Below are 16581 nucleotides of genomic sequence, written 5' to 3'. Positions count from 1 at the left end.
GATCCGCTGACAAATCAATGTAATATAACCTGCTGTTATCCCGGTTAAAAAAGCGCCTTATCCCGGCCATCCGATGGCATACTGAGCTGTCGTCCACCCGCTATTCAGGTAACCGTTATGAGCCGTGAAGTCAGTTTCAGCCAGGCAGATGTTTTCTCTGTATTACCTTTTCAGGGTAACCCGCTGGCAGTGATCTGCAATGCTGTGGATCTGGAAGAGCAGCATCTGCTACAAATTGCCCGATGGATGAATATTTCTGAAACCACTTTCGTTCTCCCCGCGCAACACAAAGATGCTGACTATCGTGTCCGTATCTTCACCCCTGACGGAGAACTCGATTTTGCCGGGCACCCGACACTGGGTACCGCTCATGTCTTACTGGAAAACGGATCCATTTGCGCGAAACAAGGGAGAGTAATACAGGAATGTGCCGCCGGACTCATCCCGGTTCGTCTTGACCAGAAAAACCATTTGTCCTTCCTTGCTCCGCCGGCACCGATAACTCAGGTGTCATCACAACTGATTGAAGAAATTACAGGGATATCCACGGACGATAGCATGCCACCGGCAGTTGCAGGAGCCGGGAGTCGCTGGTTACTGCTACCGTTAGCACACACAGAGCATCTCAGAACCCTGACAGTGTCTGCAAAATCCCTGGCGCTATTGGCACAACACACCGGCAGTAAAGGGATCGTTCTCTTTGCGCCCGTCAGTGATAATAGTGGCGATGATTATGAATTGCGTGTGATATTTACCAAACACGGTGCTGTTACCGAAGATCCGGTCACCGGCAGTGCTAATGCCGGTCTGGCACAGTACCTGGCCTCGCAGGGACGTACTGACAGTTATCGAGCCCGCCAGGGGTTATCAATCGGTCACCATGGCCGCATTGTCATTGATTACGCCGGGGAAGAGGTGTGGATAGGTGGCCAGGTCACTACCCGCATCCGTGGAAATTTCCTGCTGCCCTGATACCGGTTCGTCTGTCAGGGAATTGCCCGCTATAATTATCCTGTTGTTTATTACATTACAAAAGGATCCCTGACCTCCATGGTGGAAAAAACACCCGTCACTGACGGAGAAAAAAAACAGCCGGAACCCGTGATTAAGACCGGCAATCCTTCCGTCGATCGCTCGATCACTAAAGCAACCGAAGGTATTCACTGGTTCAGAAATATACCTGCTGTCGCCCATTTTTTACGCGCAATTGAACGGTTTAATGACCGGATGGGTAGCCAGTTTGGCGCGGCGATTACCTATTTTTCCTTTCTTTCGATTATCCCGATATTAATGGTGTCATTCGCTGCCATAGGTTTTGTTCTGGCGTCGAATCAAAACCTGCTGGCTGAACTCATTGATAAGATAGTGAACAGTATCAGTGACCCTTCGCTGGCCGGAACCCTGAAAAGTACAGTAAACACGGCTATCCAGCAACGCACCACCGTGGGCATTACGGGGTTATTACTGGCGCTCTATTCCGGTATCAGCTGGGTGGGGAATTTACGCGAAGCTATCCGCGCACAGTCCCGGGATATCTGGGAACGGACCGAACGGGATCGTGAAAAAATCTGGCGGAAATATATCCGTGATTTTATTTCTCTGACCGGTCTGATGCTGGCGCTGGTGATTGCTCTTTCTCTGACATCGGTGGCAGGTTCTGCGCAGGCAATCATTGTTCATGCGCTGGGGTTAGATCATATCGACTGGCTGCGGCCGGTAATGACGATTATTGCCCTGACCATCTCTGTATCAGCAAACTTCCTGATTTTTTTATGGATTTTCTGGGTATTACCCGCCCACCAGCCACCCAGAAAAGCCTTACTGCGGGGCACATTACTGGCCGCTATTGGCTTTGAAGTGATTAAATTTATTATGACGATTATGCTGCCGAAGGTGGCGTCTTCGCCTTCCGGTGCCGCATTCGGTTCAGTGCTGGGCCTGATGGCATTCTTTTACTTTTTTGCCCGGCTGACATTGTTCTGTGCAGCATGGATAGCCACCGCTCAGTATAATACTGCACAGACTCAGAGTGCCGCCGCGGAAAGTGATTCGTCCGCCGAGATATCACAAAATGTAACCAGAGATTAAATCAGCGAAAAATTTTATCTCACGGATATTTTTAAGCCAAAAAGGCCGATCAGAGTGACAGAGCCACTTTTTTTCGGCCTTAAATTAGCGAAATACTCTGAAAAACCCCCGACTAACCATTGCCATCTGTTGGCAAAGAGAACACATCAAAGATTATTCACTTTATCGCCTGATATCCGCACCAGCTCAGGCTTTTTGGTGATTGAAGGCTATAAAACAGCTGCGTAATATGGTTCGTCCATCGTTACAAAAATAAGAATCTATTATTATGCAAACCAGCCATACTGAGCCTTACTTATCAGCCGCAGACTCTCCCCCGGTGAACTCAAGAGGAAAAGTCGTTATCGCCTCCCTGGTGGGTACCGCCATTGAATTTTTTGATTTCTATATTTATGCCACTGCGGCCGTTATTGTATTTCCACATATTTTTTTCCCGCAGGGTGATGCCACTGTCGCGACACTTCAGTCGCTGGCAACTTTCGCCATTGCTTTCGTTGCCCGGCCCATCGGCTCAGCAGTATTTGGTCACTTCGGCGACCGGATCGGCCGTAAAGCGACACTGGTAGCCTCTTTATTAACGATGGGTATTTCGACGGTCGTGATCGGATTACTGCCTGGCTATAGCACCATCGGCGTGGCAGCGCCTTTATTGCTGGCCCTGGCCCGCTTTGGCCAGGGGCTGGGACTGGGCGGAGAATGGGGAGGTGCAGCTCTGCTGGCGACCGAAAATGCGCCGGCCAGAAAACGGGCGTTTTATGGTTCGTTCCCGCAGCTGGGTGCGCCTATCGGTTTCTTTTTCGCAAACGGCACTTTTTTACTGCTTTCCTGGCTGCTGACTGACCAGCAGTTTATGGACTGGGGCTGGCGAGTGCCTTTTATTCTGTCAGCCGTACTGGTGATTATTGGCCTGTATGTGCGTGTGTCGCTGCATGAAAGCCCGGTATTCGACAAAGTTAAACAAGAGAATAAACAGGTTAAAGTGCCGATTGCCACCCTGCTTTCTGAACATTTCGGGGCCACAATTATCGGGACGTTTATTATGCTGGCCACCTATACCCTGTTTTATATTATGACTGTCTATTCAATGAGCTTCGGCACTGCACCCGCACCCGCCGGTTTAGGCTTCTCGCGTAACAGTTTCCTGTGGATGCTGATGATTGCGGTTATCGGATTCGGCATTACCATCCCGCTGGCCGGTATTATGGCGGACCGGTTTGGTCGCCGCCGCACCATGATCGCGATCACGTTGCTGATTATTGCCTTCGCCTTGCTGTTCCCTGCCCTGCTGGGATCCGGATCATCATGGCTGGTGATGCTGTTCTTACTGACCGGACTGAGTATTATGGGCCTGACTTTCGGGCCGATGGGTGCGTTATTACCGGAGTTGTTCCCGACCGAAGTCCGTTATACCGGAGCATCTTTCTCCTATAACCTGTCGTCAATTTTAGGTGCTTCTGTCGCCCCTTATATTGCCACCTGGCTGAATGCTAAGTACGGACTGTTCGCTGTCGGATTATATCTGGCGTCGATGGCGGTACTGACACTGCTGGCACTGGTGCTCAGCAAAGAAACACGCCATCAGACCCTGTTTGAAGTCTCCTGAGTCCTGAAACCTCTTCCTCGCCACAGGGGGAAGAGGTCACTTTTCTGTTTCCCTTTCCGTGTTCAGTGCCACAAAATTCAGGTTGTTCACTCAGGCTGAATAACAGTGAAGCGGCGTATAACCGCTCCCTGCCCGGCAATATTGATCAGACTTAGGATAATCAATACACCCTATTGCCTGATCGCCAGCACCAGTGGCAAAAGTAATAGCGGACAGAAAAGGTGACAGATGAAGGGCTGTATTTCGTCCCTGAGGTACGGGCTGTTACCTGGCAACAAAAAACCCGGCATTGCCGGGCTGTTTGTTAAACCTTGGTTAGCATTAACCGGCAACGGCAATGCGTTTCATATCGGTCATATAACCGCGCAGTTTACCACCGACCTTTTCAATCGGGTGCTGGCGGATAGCTTCATTAACTTCACGCAGCTGCGCATTATCAACGCCATTACCCTTCAGGGTTTCCTGACCTAAATCACCGGTCTGCAGCTGAGCCATAAAGTCTTTCAGCAGCGGAACCGCCGCAAAAGAGAACAGATAGTTACCGTACTCGGCAGTATCGGAAATAACGACATTCATTTCATACAGACGCTTACGTGCAATGGTATTCGCGATCAGAGGCAGTTCATGCAGTGATTCATAATATGCAGACTCTTCGATAATTCCGGAGTCAACCATGGTTTCAAACGCCAGTTCAACGCCGGCTTTAACCATCGCAATCATCACCACGCCCTGGTCGTAGTAGTCCTGCTCAGCAATTTTTCCTTCGAACTGCGCAGCATTTTCGAAGGCTGTTTTACCGGTCTCTTCACGCCAGGTCAGCAAATCTTTATCATTATTAGCCCAGTCAGCCATCATACCGGAAGAGAATGCACCAGAGATAATGTCATCCATATGTTTCTGAAACAGAGGAGCCATGATCTCTTTCAGCTGTTCTGACAGTTCATACGCACGAATTTTTGCAGGATTCGACAGACGATCCATCATCAGGGTAATACCACCAAACTTCAGTGATTCGGTGATCGTTTCCCAGCCAAACTGGATCAGTTTTTCAGCATAAGCGGCATCGGTACCTTCAGCCACCAGCTTATCAAAACACAGTAAAGAACCCGCCTGTAACATACCGCACAGGATAGTCTGTTCACCCATCAGGTCTGATTTTACTTCGGCAACAAAAGAAGATTCCAGCACCCCGGCACGGTGGCCTCCGGTAGCTGCTGCCCATGCTTTGGCAATCGCCAGACCTTCACCCTTAGGATCATTTTCCGGATGTACGGCGATCAGGGTAGGAACCCCGAAACCACGCTTATATTCTTCACGGACTTCAGTGCCCGGACATTTTGGCGCGACCATCACGACCGTAATATCTTTACGGATAGTTTCGCCGACTTCAACAATGTTAAAACCATGAGAGTAACCCAGTGCAGAGCCTTCTTTCATCAGAGGCTGCACTGCCTGAACTACAGCAGAGTGCTGCTTGTCCGGCGTCAGGTTGACCACCAGGTCGGCCTGCGGGATCAGCTGTTCATAGGTACCGACTTTAAAGCCGTTATCTGTCGCTTTGCGCCATGAGGCACGTTTCTCAGCAATCGCTTCAGCACGCAGGGCGTAAGCAATATCCAGACCGGAATCACGCATATTCAGCCCCTGGTTAAGGCCCTGCGCACCACAACCAACAATCACGATTTTTTTGCCTTTCAGAAAGCTGGCTTCGTCCGCAAATTCGTCACGGGACATAAAACGACATTTGCCTAACTGCGCTAACTGGTTACGCAGATTCAGAGTGTTGAAATAGTTAGCCATGGGTACTCCGGTTGAGTTGTGTTTGTATTTATAAGGTATTCAGCCGCGAAGGTTGCGTGACTGAGAATACCTCCATCATATGTCAGGATTTCTATTGCTTAAATTGATATATTAACAACGTTATATTGCAATAACTGCAATACACTACGGAGTCACTCAGCATGGATTTACGGGATCTGAAATTATTTCTGCATCTGGCCGACAGCCGTCATTTTGGCCAGACGGCCCGCGCTATGCACGTCAGTCCCTCCACCCTTTCACGTCAAATCCAGCGGCTGGAAGAGGACGTGGGTCACCCGTTATTTATGCGCGATAATCGTTCAGTTGCCCTGACCACCGCCGGAGAAAATTTCAGCCTGTTTGCCAGACAAACCCTGCTGCATTATCAGCAACTGCGTCACCTGATGGACCTTAATAGTCCTTCCCTGAGTGGTGAGTTACATCTGTTCTGCTCCGTGACTGCTGCCTATAGCCATCTGCCTCCTGTCCTTGACCGTTTTCGGGCCGAACATCCGCAGGTGGAAATTAAATTATCTACCGGCGACCCTTCTGATGCCGTAGAGAAAATCAGTTCCGGTGAAGCCGACCTGGCAATAGCCGGTAAACCTGAGTCTCTGCCTGCAGGAATAGCATTTAATCCTCTGGATGTGCTGCCCCTGGCACTGATTGCGCCGGCATTACCTTGCCCGGTCAGGAGCGAGGTCACCTCGGTCGATCCTGACTGGAGCCGGGTACCCTTTATTTTTCCTGAGCAAGGGCCGGTACGGCGCAGCGTCGATCTGTGGCTGCGCCGCAGAAAAATCACCAATCCGCTGATTTATGCCACGGTCGCAGGACACGAAGCGATAGTGTCGATGGTTGCCCTCGGCTGTGGTGTGGCTTTATTGCCGGTCGTGGTGCTGGAAAACAGCCCCGAGCCGGTACGTAACCGTATTATGTCCCTGCCACTCAGCGATACGGGTACTCCGCTGGAACTGGGGGTGTGTGTCCGGAAGAAGCGGCTCGGAGAGCCGCTGATCAATGCTTTCTGGGATTTACTCTGATCACCGGCCAGCAAGGAAAAACCGGAAGGCCGGATTATTACTTTCATCATGAAAATCATAACCCAGTGCGGACAGATGCTCCGCAAACCGGGGATCATTATTACCGAGTTCAAATGCAGCCAGTACCCGGCCATAGTCTGTGCCATGACTACGGTAGTGAAACAGGGAGATATTCCAGTGCGTGCCCAGGGTCTGCAGAAATTTCAGCAGAGCTCCCGGCGATTCAGGAAACTCAAAACTGTATAACCTTTCCTGCAATGGTTTACCCGGCCTGCCCCCGACCATATAACGCAGATGCAGTTTAGCCATTTCGTCGTCTGACAGGTCCACCACCAGGTAACCTTCGTCACTCAGTTGCCGGACAATTTCAGTGCGTTCGTCCAGCCCGCGGGTTAAACGCACGCCGACAAAAATGCAGGCATTCTGGTCATCCGCATAACGATAATTAAATTCGGTCACCGCACGGCCACCGAGGATCTGACAAAACTTCAGGAAGCTCCCCGGCTGTTCCGGGATCGTCACTGCCAGCAAAGCTTCGCGCTGTTCGCCCAGCTCACAGCGTTCTGAGACATAACGCAGTCCGTGAAAATTGACGTTAGCACCGGATAAAACATGTGCCAGCCGCTCATCTTTAATATCATGCTGCTGAATATATTTTTTCATCCCTGCCAGCGCCAGAGCCCCGGAAGGCTCGGCGATTGCACGCACATCTTCGAAAATATCTTTCATTGCTGAGCAAATAGCATCACTGTCGACAGTCACGATATCATCCAGGTACTCCCTGCAAAGACGATAGGTTTCGTTACCAATACGCTTAACAGCCACCCCTTCGGCAAACAAACCGACCCGCGATAAATCCACCGGCCCACCCGCCTTGAGTGCGGCATTAAGGCAGGCGGAATCTTCAGCTTCAACAGCGATCACTTTAATTTCCGGCATCAGTTGTTTAATAACCACCGCCACCCCGGCAGCCAGACCGCCACCACCCACCGGGACGAAGATACGATCGATATGTGCATCCTGCTGCAGCAGTTCCAGTGCCAGGGTACCCTGCCCCGCGATCACTGCCGGATGATCGAACGGCGGCACAAAGGTATAACCATGTTCTTCTGCCAGCGAGATAGCTTTCGCTTTTGCTTCATCAAAGTTTGCGCCATGCAGACAGGCCTCTCCGCCAAAAGCACGCACCGCATCTACCTTAATTTCTGCGGTGGCTACCGGCATCACAATCAGAGACTTGATCCCTAGCTGGCTGGCAGACAGTGCAACCCCCTGAGCATGGTTACCGGCCGACGCAGTCACCACTCCCCGGGTGCGTTGCTGTTGATTCAACCCGGCAATCATTGCGTAAGCTCCGCGCAATTTAAAGCTATGCACCGGCTGACGATCTTCACGTTTTACCATGATGGTATTGCCAAGACGCCGCGACAGTTTTTCCATCGTCTGTAACGGAGTGACCCGGGTAATCTCATAGACCGGGGATCGCAACGCTGCATGCAGGTACTCCGCACCCGAAGGTGCGGAAGAAAGAGGTTTGGAAGCTGCCATGATCGATTAACCTCCCAGTTTACTCTTGTCGCGAACGGCACCTTTATCGGCACTGGTCGCCAGTGAAGCGTAAGCCCGCAGTGCAAACGACACTTCACGCTGACGATCCTGTGGGGTATAAGCGGCATTGCCACGGGCTTCTTCCGCGGTACGACGTGTCTGCAGTTCTGCATCGCTGATATCCAGGCTGATACTGCGGCCAGGGATATTGATATCAATCATGTCACCGTCTTTTACCAGGGCAATAGTGCCGCCATTCGCTGCTTCCGGAGACGCGTGGCCGATAGATAATCCGGATGTCCCTCCGGAGAAACGACCATCAGTAATTAATGCGCAGCTTTTACCCAGGCCCATCGATTTCAGATAGGTGGTGGGGTACAGCATTTCCTGCATACCCGGCCCTCCTTTCGGGCCTTCGTAGCGGATCACCACAACATCGCCGGCAACAACCTTACCGCCAAGGATCGCCTCTACGGCATCATCCTGACTTTCATACACTTTTGCCGGACCACGGAAGGTCAGAATGTCTTTATCCACCCCGGCTGTTTTCACAATACAGCCATCCAGCGCCATATTGCCGTACAGTACTGCCAGCCCGCCATCCTGTGAATATGCATGTTCACGGGTCCGGATACAGCCCTGTTCACGGTCATCATCCAGCGTATCCCAGCGACAGTTCTGCGAGAAAGCTTTCGTGGTACGAATCCCGGCAGGGCCGGCACGGTACATTTCTTTCACTGCTTCATCTTTCGTCAGCATGATATCGTAATTATCCAGGGCTTCCCGCAAGGTGGTACCCAGGATATTCGGTACTGAGGTGTTCAGCAGGCCTGCACGGTCCAGCTCACCGAGAATACCAATCACTCCACCGGCACGGTGCACATCCTCCATATGGTATTTCGGGGTACTGGGTGCCACTTTACACAGATGAGGTACCTGACGGGACAGGCGATCGATATCTGAAATATCGAAGTCAATTTCCCCTTCCCGCGCCGCTGCCAGTAAGTGCAGTACGGTATTTGTCGACCCGCCCATGGCGATATCCAGCGTCATCGCATTTTCAAATGCTTCCTTGCTGGCGATATTACGTGGCAGCACAGAAGTATCATCCTGTTCATAATAACGCTTTGTCAGGCTGACAATTCGCTTACCGGCGTTGATAAACAGTTGTTCGCGATCGGCATGGGTCGCCAGCAGAGAACCATTTCCCGGCTGAGAAAGACCCAGAGCTTCGGTCAGACAGTTCATGGAGTTTGCCGTAAACATACCGGAGCAGGAACCACAGGTCGGACAGGCTGAACGTTCAATCTGTTCACTGTCGGCATCGCTGACATTCGGATTCGCACCCTGAATCATCGCATCCACCAAATCCAGCTTAATGATTTGGTCTGACAGTTTAGTTTTACCGGCTTCCATCGGGCCGCCGGACACAAAAATGACCGGAATATTCAGACGCAATGACGCCATCAGCATTCCCGGGGTGATCTTATCGCAGTTTGAGATACAGACCATGGCATCAGCACAGTGCGCATTTACCATATATTCTACGGAGTCAGCAATCAGCTCACGTGATGGCAGTGAATACAGCATACCGCCATGGCCCATTGCGATACCATCGTCAACCGCAATGGTATTAAATTCTTTAGCAACGCCCCCTGATGCTTCAATTTGTTCGGCAACCAGCTTACCCAGATCACGTAAGTGCACATGGCCCGGCACAAACTGAGTGAATGAGTTTACAACCGCAATGATCGGCTTACCGAAATCATCATCAGTCATTCCGGTTGCGCGCCACAGGGCGCGGGCTCCGGCCATATTACGTCCATGGGTGGTGGTGGCGGAACGGTACTTAGGCATGCTCTGTTTACTCCAGTCTGGAAAAAATTCGCGGGCAGTGACTACCCGCGTGATATCTCAATTATTATGGGTTGACCTGATCCAACCAGCCCCATTTATCTTCCGTTTCACCGGTAAACAGACCAAAGAATGCCTGCTGAATACGTTTTGTCACAGGGCCACAGCGACCTTCGCCGACCTGAATGCCGTCAACACTGCGCACCGGTGTGATTTCTGCTGCAGTCCCGGACATAAAGACTTCGTCCGCCAGGTACAGGGATTCACGGGACAGCACCTGTTCACGGACTTCGATACCTAAGTCTGCGGCCAGTTTAATGATGGCATCACGGGTGATCCCCGGCAGCGCCGAAGAGGTGAATGGCGGGGTAAACAGAATGCCATCTTTCACTTCGAACAGGTTTTCACCTGCGCCTTCTGAAACGTAGCCGTTCACATCCAGCGCGATCCCTTCCTGATAGCCATGACGACGCGCTTCGCTGCCCACCAGCAATGAGGACAGGTAGTTCCCTCCGGCTTTCGCCGCTGTCGGGATGGTATTTGCCGCAACACGGTTCCAGGATGAGACCATAGCATCAATACCCTGGTCCAGGGCTTCTGCGCCCAGATAGGCTCCCCACGGGAAGGCGGCAATAATGACATCGGTACTGAATCCTTCCGGCGGGTTAACTCCCAGGCCGACATCTCCGACAAAGACTAACGGACGGATATAAGCACTTTTCAGGTTATTCACCCGCAGAACTTCACGGCATGCTTCCATCAGTTGATCAACGCTTTGTGACACAGGGAAACGATAGATTTTGGCTGAGTCGCGCAGGCGCTGCATATGTTCACGATGGCGAAAAACAACCGGGCCTTTATGCGAGTCATAGCAACGGATACCTTCAAATACTGAAGTACCATAGTGCAGTGCGTGTGACATCACACTGACTTTAGCCTCTTCCCATTTAACCATTTCCCCGTTGAACCAGATAAGCTCTGCTTTTTTAGTCGTCATTATTCTGTCCTTTTACGCTTTAGCGTGGATGTGTTGTGTTTGTTTGTTATTGAACCTGAACGCGGGTAACGTCCATCAGTTTTGTAAGTTGTACCGACAATAAATCAATCGGCCGCTGGCTGGCCACGGTCAGGTCAATACTGACCTGCTCATTGTCCGCTGCCCGGGCGACAACATTCATAGTGCATACCCGAAAACCACGATGGCGGATAACCCGTAAAATACGTTCTAAAATTTCAGGGCGGAACTGTGCTTCGATAGATAACTGATGCTGTTTCATAAACTGTCCTCCATCATATTGGCATTGCTGGCACCGGGAGGAACCAGTGGCCAGACATTTTCAGCTTCATCGATGGAGACATGCAGAAAGTAAGGCCCGTCGCTATTCAGCATTTCGGCTAATGCACCATCAATCTGCTCTTTACGGCTGATTTGCTGCCCCGGAATACCGAAAGCGCTTGCCAGCGTCAGGAAGTCAGGATTATCGGTCAGAATGGTTTCACTGTAGCGTTGTTCAAAAAACAATTGCTGCCACTGGCGAACCATACCCAGTCGCTGGTTATCCAGCAGCAGGATTTTCACCGGTAATTTCCGGCGTTTAATGGTGCCAAGTTCCTGAATATTCATCATGATAGAGCCATCGCCGGATACACAAATGACGGTATCCTGCGGACAGGCCACCTGAGCACCAATGGCGGCGGGTAAACCAAAGCCCATGGTCCCCAGACCACTGGAGGTAATAAAACGATCCGGTGTATCAAACGTCATATGCTGAGCCGCCCACATTTGGTGCTGGCCGACGTCGGTTGTGATAATGGTTGCGGGCGGTTTTTTTTCTGAGAGGGTATTTAATAATGCAGGGGCATAGATGGCGTCACCGGGATGATTATACGCGGGGGCGAAATCCCGCTTCGTCGACGCTGTGGCGCTGCACCATTCAGCGATATCCATTGGCTGGCTGATGGCGGGTAACAGCTGATTCAGGCATCCCTGCAGGCTGACATGGGCACGGCGCAGTTTATTCAACTCTGCAGGGTCAATATCCAGATGGATAACCGAGGCATCAGGCGCAAAAGTGTCCAGTTTCCCGGTCACGCGGTCATCAAAACGGGCCCCGACAGCAATCAGCAAATCACACTGCTGGACTGCCAGGTTGGCCACTTTACTGCCATGCATGCCCAGCATGCCCAGATAAGCCTCTTCCGTATCCGCAACTGCCCCTAACCCTTTCAGGGTACAAACTGACGGGATGCCGGTCACCCGCAGAAAATCACGTAACGCCGGAACCGCACCGGCGATCCCCACACCACCACCGATGTACACTACCGGTTTTACTGACCGGGACATTAACTGCCGGGCGGCTGCGATATCCGCGTCAGGCAGCTGCAGCGGCGGATTAACCGGTAACTGATGTGGCGTGAAATCAGCAGAACCCAGCTGGATATCTTTAGGGATATCGACCAGAACCGGCCCCGGACGACCGGAATTAGCAATATCAAACGCGCTTTCCAGTATCGCAGGCAGTTCTTCCAGTGACTGCACCATAAAACTGTGTTTAGTACAGGCCAGGGATAATCCAAGAACATCAATCTCCTGGAAAGCATCAGTACCAATCACAGCAGAAGAAACCTGTCCGGTGATGGCAACCACAGGAACTGAATCCATCATCGCATCCGCCAGCCCGGTGATCAGGTTAGTCGCTCCCGGACCAGAAGTTGCAATACACACGCCCGTATTACCGGTCGCTCTGGCATAACCAATTGCCGCCATTACAGCGCCTTGCTCATGCCGGCACAGCAGGTGTTCAACACCACCATCATAAAGAGCATCATACACTGGCATAATTGCCCCGCCCGGATAACCAAAAACGGTCTGAATCCCCTGTGTCCGTAATGCCTGAACTACCCACTGTGCTCCGGTCATGGCTATTCTCCTGCCTTTTGTCGGGAACAACAGAATTTCATACTACTTTTCATCATCTGCTCCACATTAAAATACTGTAATGCCTGATAACCAAAAAAAAACCCCCGGACCTTTCGGTGCGGGGGTTCTCTTTCGATTAAGGCTTGATTTTTAAGCCTTTCTTTCTCCGAGTGCAGCCCCGCACGATGGTAGAATAATCACCACCACACTAATCACGACCAGGCTAATCACTCGTAGAAGGGCTTTCATAATAAGTACAATAATTCGCTTAATTCGAAGTAATGCCTAAAGAGTTATCACAGATTAATGTGATGTGACAACATTTTTCTGTGTTTATTTTTTTGGGAACCGGTATGGTATTTTTTTAAGATATTGATAAGTATTAGTTATATTTAAAAAGATAATTGCCATCTTTTTATGTCGAAAAAACAGCAGTACTGTAAAACCGCTCATAATGACACCGCAAAAATTTTTTCCCCGGCCTGTTTCTTTGCGTGGTAACTTCTGAATTTTGCTTATTTTCTCACCGTATCCATGACCAGCATTTTACACTGGCGATGATCATAAGGAGAGAATATGTCATTAGCCAGAGTAATGACCCGGGCAAGTATCGGTATTGATGCACCCTTAGTCATGATTGAAGTACATCTGAGCAGTGGGCTCCCCGGGCTGACACTGGTCGGATTACCCGAAGCAACGGTAAAAGAAGCCCGCGAGCGGGTGCGCAGCGCCATACTCAATAGCGGATTCACTTTTCCCGCACGCCGTATTACCGTTAACCTGGCACCGGCAGATATGCCTAAAGAGGGCGGACGCTATGACCTGCCTATCGCCATCGCTATCCTGGCTGCGTCTCATCAAATACCTGCGGCACAGTTGCCCCGGCTAGAATTCCTCAGTGAACTGGCACTGAATGGCAGCCTGAGAGCAGTCAGAGGTGCAATCCCTGCCGTTATCGCTGCCCGGAATGCACAGCGAACCATGATCCTTTCTGCCGATAACGAAGCCGAAGCCGGGCTCATCCAGGGCGATACCGCCTGTATTGGCAAAACTCTGCTTGAAATCTGTCATTTTCTGCACGGCAAAGGCGAGTTGCGTCAGGCAGAAAATCACCTGCCCGTTATCAGCAGGCAGTATCCCGACCTGCAGGATATTATCGGCCAGCAGCATGCCCGCCGGGCATTAGAGATTACAGCCGCCGGCGGACACAATATGTTGCTGGTTGGTCCGCCGGGAACCGGGAAAACGATGCTGGCAGCCAGACTTCCCGGCCTTTTACCCCCGCTGACAGCGCACGAAGCCCTGGAATGTACCGCCCTGCTGAGTCTGAGCCATAATGCCCCTGCTGCAACACTCTGTACCGATCGCCCGTTTCGCGCTCCCCACCACAGTGCTTCCATGTTTGCTCTGGTCGGGGGAGGCTCTCTGCCACTGCCCGGAGAGATATCTCTGGCCCATAACGGGGTACTGTTCCTCGATGAACTACCCGAATTTGAGCGAAAAACACTGGATGCCCTCCGCCAGCCTCTGGAGTCCGGAGACATATCAATTGCCAGAGCAAAAGCAAGGATCACTTTTCCGGCACGTTTTCAGTTAATTGCTGCTATGAATCCCGGCCCAACCGGACATTACGAAGGAGTGCATCGCCGGCAGTCAGCCAGCCAGTTACTTCGTTATCTGAACCGGTTATCAGGACCATTCCTCGACCGCTTTGATCTCTCTCTTGAAGTCCCCCTGTTACCGCCGGGTACACTGAGCAAAACATTCCAGCCTGGCGAAAGTAGCGGACAGGTCCGTGAACGGGTTATCAGGGCCAGGGAATACCAACAGAAACGGGCCGGTAAGATAAATGCTTTGCTGAATAATGCAGAGGTAAGGCGCTGGTGTCAGATCACTCAGCAAGATGCACAATGGCTTGAAGAGACCTTATCTGCTCTCGGTCTGTCCGTCCGGGCATGGCAGCGCATTCTGAAAGTTGCCAGGACGCTGGCTGATCTCAGGCTGCAACCGGAAATTACCAAAGAGCAACTGCTGGAGGCATTAAGCTACCGTGCGATGGACAGATTATTACATCGTTTACAACAGGAACGGACCTGATAAATAACAGACGAAAAAAAGGGCCGCTGGCCCTTTCACTGATACTATTAATCGTCGCTGTCATTAAACTCTTCGACGGTATCCATCTGCGGTTTACCGCCGGATAACGTGTGGAAACGTTTTGGACGTTTAATTCTGGACATGTATTTTGACCAGACGCGTTCTGCTTCGGTTGCCGGCTCACGAATACCGCGACAGACTTCTACAAATCTGTGTTCTTCTTCCGTTACAGGTTCACGCTTTGCCAAATCCAGCTCATTAAAAGCAAAGCCATGACGCTCAAGTAGCTGGGCTTCCCTGATGGTAAAATCACCGTGGCGTGAGAACCCTCGCGGGTAGTGTTTATTATCAAAAAAGCGATTGGTTGTGGTAAAGCTGTCCGACATTTTACACGCTCCTAACTCTTTTATGGTCGTGTGATTTATGGCGCGGAGTATTAGATACGCTTGACAAAGTGTAAAACAAAAGATTTAAATCATAACGATTAATGATTTTGGAGATGAAATTGTGGATACTGAATTGCTGAAAACTTTCCTCGAAGTCAGCAGAACACGCCATTTTGGAAGGGCTGCAGAAGCATTGTATCTGACCCAGTCCGCGGTAAGTTTCCGCATTCGCCAGCTCGAAAATCAGCTCGGTGTCAGCCTGTTTACCCGACACCGGAATAATATTCGTCTGACATCAGCTGGCGAACGCCTGCTGCCGTATGCAGAGAACCTGATGAATACCTGGCAGCTGGCAAAGAAAGAGGTATCCCTGTCACTACAGCACCATGAACTGACGATCGGTGCCAGTACTGCGCTCTGGGAGGCTTATATGACCCCCTGGCTGAAAAGCCTGTATCAGACCAGGGAAAACCTGTATATTGAAGCCAGGGTCGCCCAGAGGCACCTGCTGGTCAAACAGATCCACGAACGGCAACTGGATGTTCTGATCACCACCGAAGCACCAAAAATGGATGAATTATCCAGCCAGCAAATTGGCCATATTTCGCTGGCATTATTCCGTTCCCGTCACTCAGAGAAAAAAGAGAAGTACCGGTATATCAAACTGGAATGGGGGGCAGACTTTCATCAGCACGAGTTTTATCTGTCAGGAAATGAGGATACCCCGATACTGACGACGACATCCGCTCATATTGCCCGGGATTTACTGCACACTACCGATTCCTGTGCATTTCTGCCGGAATACTGGCAAACACTGTATAAAGATTTGGTTCCGGTGACCGATACAGCAACAGTTGTCAGACCTTTATATGCTGTCTGGCTGCAAAATAGTGATCAGCAATCAGCCCTGAAACAATTACTGAAAGTACCGGTAGTGTTACGTTAAATAATTATCAGATAAACATTTATTCAGGAAAATACAGAAAGAACAGGAACCGGCATCGCCAGACGGCGAATGTCGGTAAAAGACAGGTTTTTTCAGACAAAAAAAAATCCTTTGCCAGGCAAAGGATTATTTTTTCTGGCAGGGGCGGAGGGACTCGAACCCCCAACACCCGGTTTTGGAGACCGGTGCTCTACCAATTGAACTACGCCCCTAAATAGGGTGGCGGAACGGACGGGACTCGAACCCGCGACCCCCTGCGTGACAGGCAGGTATTCTAACCAACTGAACTACCGCTC

The 16581-nt window shown here is 50.9% G+C and carries 14 protein-coding genes and 1 tRNA gene; 6 read left to right on the top strand and 9 right to left on the bottom strand.

Annotation, left to right across the window (positions count from 1 at the left end; all coding sequences use genetic code 11):
- Window positions 1-117 precede the first annotated feature (117 nt).
- The 3 genes from JK211_RS10685 (at window position 118) to JK211_RS10675 (ending at window position 3691) form a co-directional block, all read left to right on the top strand.
- Window positions 118-972, top strand: a complete 855-nt coding sequence (locus JK211_RS10685; protein ID WP_212708663.1) for a PhzF family phenazine biosynthesis protein — start codon at window positions 118-120, stop codon at window positions 970-972.
- A 78-nt stretch (window positions 973-1050) separates the two neighbouring features.
- Window positions 1051-2088, top strand: a complete 1038-nt coding sequence (yhjD, locus tag JK211_RS10680) for an inner membrane protein YhjD (protein WP_283092853.1) — start codon at window positions 1051-1053, stop codon at window positions 2086-2088.
- 268 nt (window positions 2089-2356) lie between these two features.
- Complete coding sequence (locus tag JK211_RS10675; RefSeq protein WP_212708662.1) at window positions 2357-3691, top strand: MFS transporter; 1335 nt, start codon at window positions 2357-2359, stop codon at window positions 3689-3691.
- Window positions 3692-4012: 321 nt separating this feature from the next.
- Here the strand turns inward: JK211_RS10675 and ilvC are convergent, their stop codons facing one another.
- Window positions 4013-5491 (bottom strand): ketol-acid reductoisomerase, encoded by a 1479-nt coding sequence (ilvC, locus tag JK211_RS10670; RefSeq protein WP_212708661.1) that lies wholly within the window; start codon window positions 5489-5491, stop codon window positions 4013-4015.
- Between the two features lie 161 nt (window positions 5492-5652).
- Here ilvC and ilvY point away from each other — a divergent pair, with 161 nt between their 5' ends.
- On the top strand, window positions 5653-6534 hold the full coding sequence (gene ilvY / locus JK211_RS10665) for an HTH-type transcriptional activator IlvY (protein WP_212708660.1): 882 nt from the start codon (window positions 5653-5655) through the stop codon (window positions 6532-6534).
- Here the strand turns inward: ilvY and ilvA are convergent, their stop codons facing one another.
- The 6 genes from ilvA to ilvL form a co-directional block, all read right to left on the bottom strand.
- On the bottom strand, window positions 6535-8082 hold the full coding sequence (ilvA, locus tag JK211_RS10660) for a threonine ammonia-lyase, biosynthetic (protein ID WP_212708659.1): 1548 nt from the start codon (window positions 8080-8082) through the stop codon (window positions 6535-6537).
- 6 nt (window positions 8083-8088) lie between these two features.
- Complete coding sequence (ilvD, locus tag JK211_RS10655) at window positions 8089-9939, bottom strand: dihydroxy-acid dehydratase (protein WP_212708658.1); 1851 nt, start codon at window positions 9937-9939, stop codon at window positions 8089-8091.
- A 64-nt stretch (window positions 9940-10003) separates the two neighbouring features.
- Entirely contained in the window at window positions 10004-10933 is a 930-nt protein-coding gene (gene ilvE / locus JK211_RS10650; protein ID WP_212708657.1) for a branched-chain-amino-acid transaminase, read from the bottom strand.
- A 46-nt stretch (window positions 10934-10979) separates the two neighbouring features.
- Complete coding sequence (ilvM, locus tag JK211_RS10645) at window positions 10980-11213, bottom strand: acetolactate synthase 2 small subunit (RefSeq protein ID WP_212708656.1); 234 nt, start codon at window positions 11211-11213, stop codon at window positions 10980-10982.
- Window positions 11210-12856: an acetolactate synthase 2 catalytic subunit gene (gene ilvG, locus JK211_RS10640; RefSeq protein WP_212708655.1), complete on the bottom strand. Its 1647-nt coding sequence runs from the start codon at window positions 12854-12856 to the stop codon at window positions 11210-11212. The genes ilvM and ilvG overlap by 4 nt, the downstream gene beginning before the upstream one ends.
- Before the next feature lie 150 nt (window positions 12857-13006).
- The gene (ilvL, locus tag JK211_RS10635; protein ID WP_071780145.1) at window positions 13007-13105 is read right to left on the bottom strand and encodes an ilv operon leader peptide; all 99 of its coding nucleotides are present in this window, start codon (window positions 13103-13105) and stop codon (window positions 13007-13009) included.
- A gap of 327 nt (window positions 13106-13432) precedes the next feature.
- Here ilvL and JK211_RS10630 point away from each other — a divergent pair, with 327 nt between their 5' ends.
- The gene (locus JK211_RS10630; RefSeq protein WP_212708654.1) at window positions 13433-14953 is read left to right on the top strand and encodes a YifB family Mg chelatase-like AAA ATPase; all 1521 of its coding nucleotides are present in this window, start codon (window positions 13433-13435) and stop codon (window positions 14951-14953) included.
- A 47-nt stretch (window positions 14954-15000) separates the two neighbouring features.
- Here JK211_RS10630 and JK211_RS10625 read toward each other — a convergent pair whose 3' ends face one another.
- Window positions 15001-15339: a DUF413 domain-containing protein gene (locus JK211_RS10625; protein ID WP_212708653.1), complete on the bottom strand. Its 339-nt coding sequence runs from the start codon at window positions 15337-15339 to the stop codon at window positions 15001-15003.
- Between the two features lie 121 nt (window positions 15340-15460).
- Between JK211_RS10625 and hdfR the strand changes: the two genes are divergently transcribed.
- Entirely contained in the window at window positions 15461-16285 is an 825-nt protein-coding gene (gene hdfR / locus JK211_RS10620) for an HTH-type transcriptional regulator HdfR (RefSeq protein ID WP_212708652.1), read from the top strand.
- Between the two features lie 136 nt (window positions 16286-16421).
- On the opposite strand, the gene JK211_RS10615 is transcribed toward hdfR, so the two are convergent.
- Window positions 16422-16497: transfer RNA gene (locus JK211_RS10615), tRNA-Trp, on the bottom strand.
- Window positions 16498-16581: the final 84 nt, after the last annotated feature.

The organism is Tatumella sp. JGM130 (assembly GCF_018257525.1).
Classification (GTDB): Bacteria; Pseudomonadota; Gammaproteobacteria; order Enterobacterales; family Enterobacteriaceae; genus Tatumella; species Tatumella punctata.
This window is presented reverse-complemented; position numbering and strand designations above follow the sequence as displayed.

What these genes read in the sequence shown, in the direction of transcription:
- ilvL (WP_071780145.1), bottom strand. Translation starts at nt 13,105, where the DNA reads ATGAAAGCCCTTCTACGAGTGATTAGCCTGGTCGTGATTAGTGTGGTG.
- JK211_RS10630 (WP_212708654.1), top strand. Translation starts at nt 13,433, where the DNA reads ATGTCATTAGCCAGAGTAATGACCCGGGCAAGTATCGGTATTGATGCA.
- JK211_RS10685 (WP_212708663.1), top strand. Translation starts at nt 118, where the DNA reads ATGAGCCGTGAAGTCAGTTTCAGCCAGGCAGATGTTTTCTCTGTATTA.
- ilvE (WP_212708657.1), bottom strand. Translation starts at nt 10,933, where the DNA reads ATGACGACTAAAAAAGCAGAGCTTATCTGGTTCAACGGGGAAATGGTT.
- ilvD (WP_212708658.1), bottom strand. Translation starts at nt 9,939, where the DNA reads ATGCCTAAGTACCGTTCCGCCACCACCACCCATGGACGTAATATGGCC.
- yhjD (WP_283092853.1), top strand. Translation starts at nt 1,051, where the DNA reads ATGGTGGAAAAAACACCCGTCACTGACGGAGAAAAAAAACAGCCGGAA.
- ilvC (WP_212708661.1), bottom strand. Translation starts at nt 5,491, where the DNA reads ATGGCTAACTATTTCAACACTCTGAATCTGCGTAACCAGTTAGCGCAG.
- ilvA (WP_212708659.1), bottom strand. Translation starts at nt 8,082, where the DNA reads ATGGCAGCTTCCAAACCTCTTTCTTCCGCACCTTCGGGTGCGGAGTAC.
- JK211_RS10625 (WP_212708653.1), bottom strand. Translation starts at nt 15,339, where the DNA reads ATGTCGGACAGCTTTACCACAACCAATCGCTTTTTTGATAATAAACAC.
- ilvY (WP_212708660.1), top strand. Translation starts at nt 5,653, where the DNA reads ATGGATTTACGGGATCTGAAATTATTTCTGCATCTGGCCGACAGCCGT.
- JK211_RS10675 (WP_212708662.1), top strand. Translation starts at nt 2,357, where the DNA reads ATGCAAACCAGCCATACTGAGCCTTACTTATCAGCCGCAGACTCTCCC.
- ilvM (WP_212708656.1), bottom strand. Translation starts at nt 11,213, where the DNA reads ATGAAACAGCATCAGTTATCTATCGAAGCACAGTTCCGCCCTGAAATT.
- ilvG (WP_212708655.1), bottom strand. Translation starts at nt 12,856, where the DNA reads ATGACCGGAGCACAGTGGGTAGTTCAGGCATTACGGACACAGGGGATT.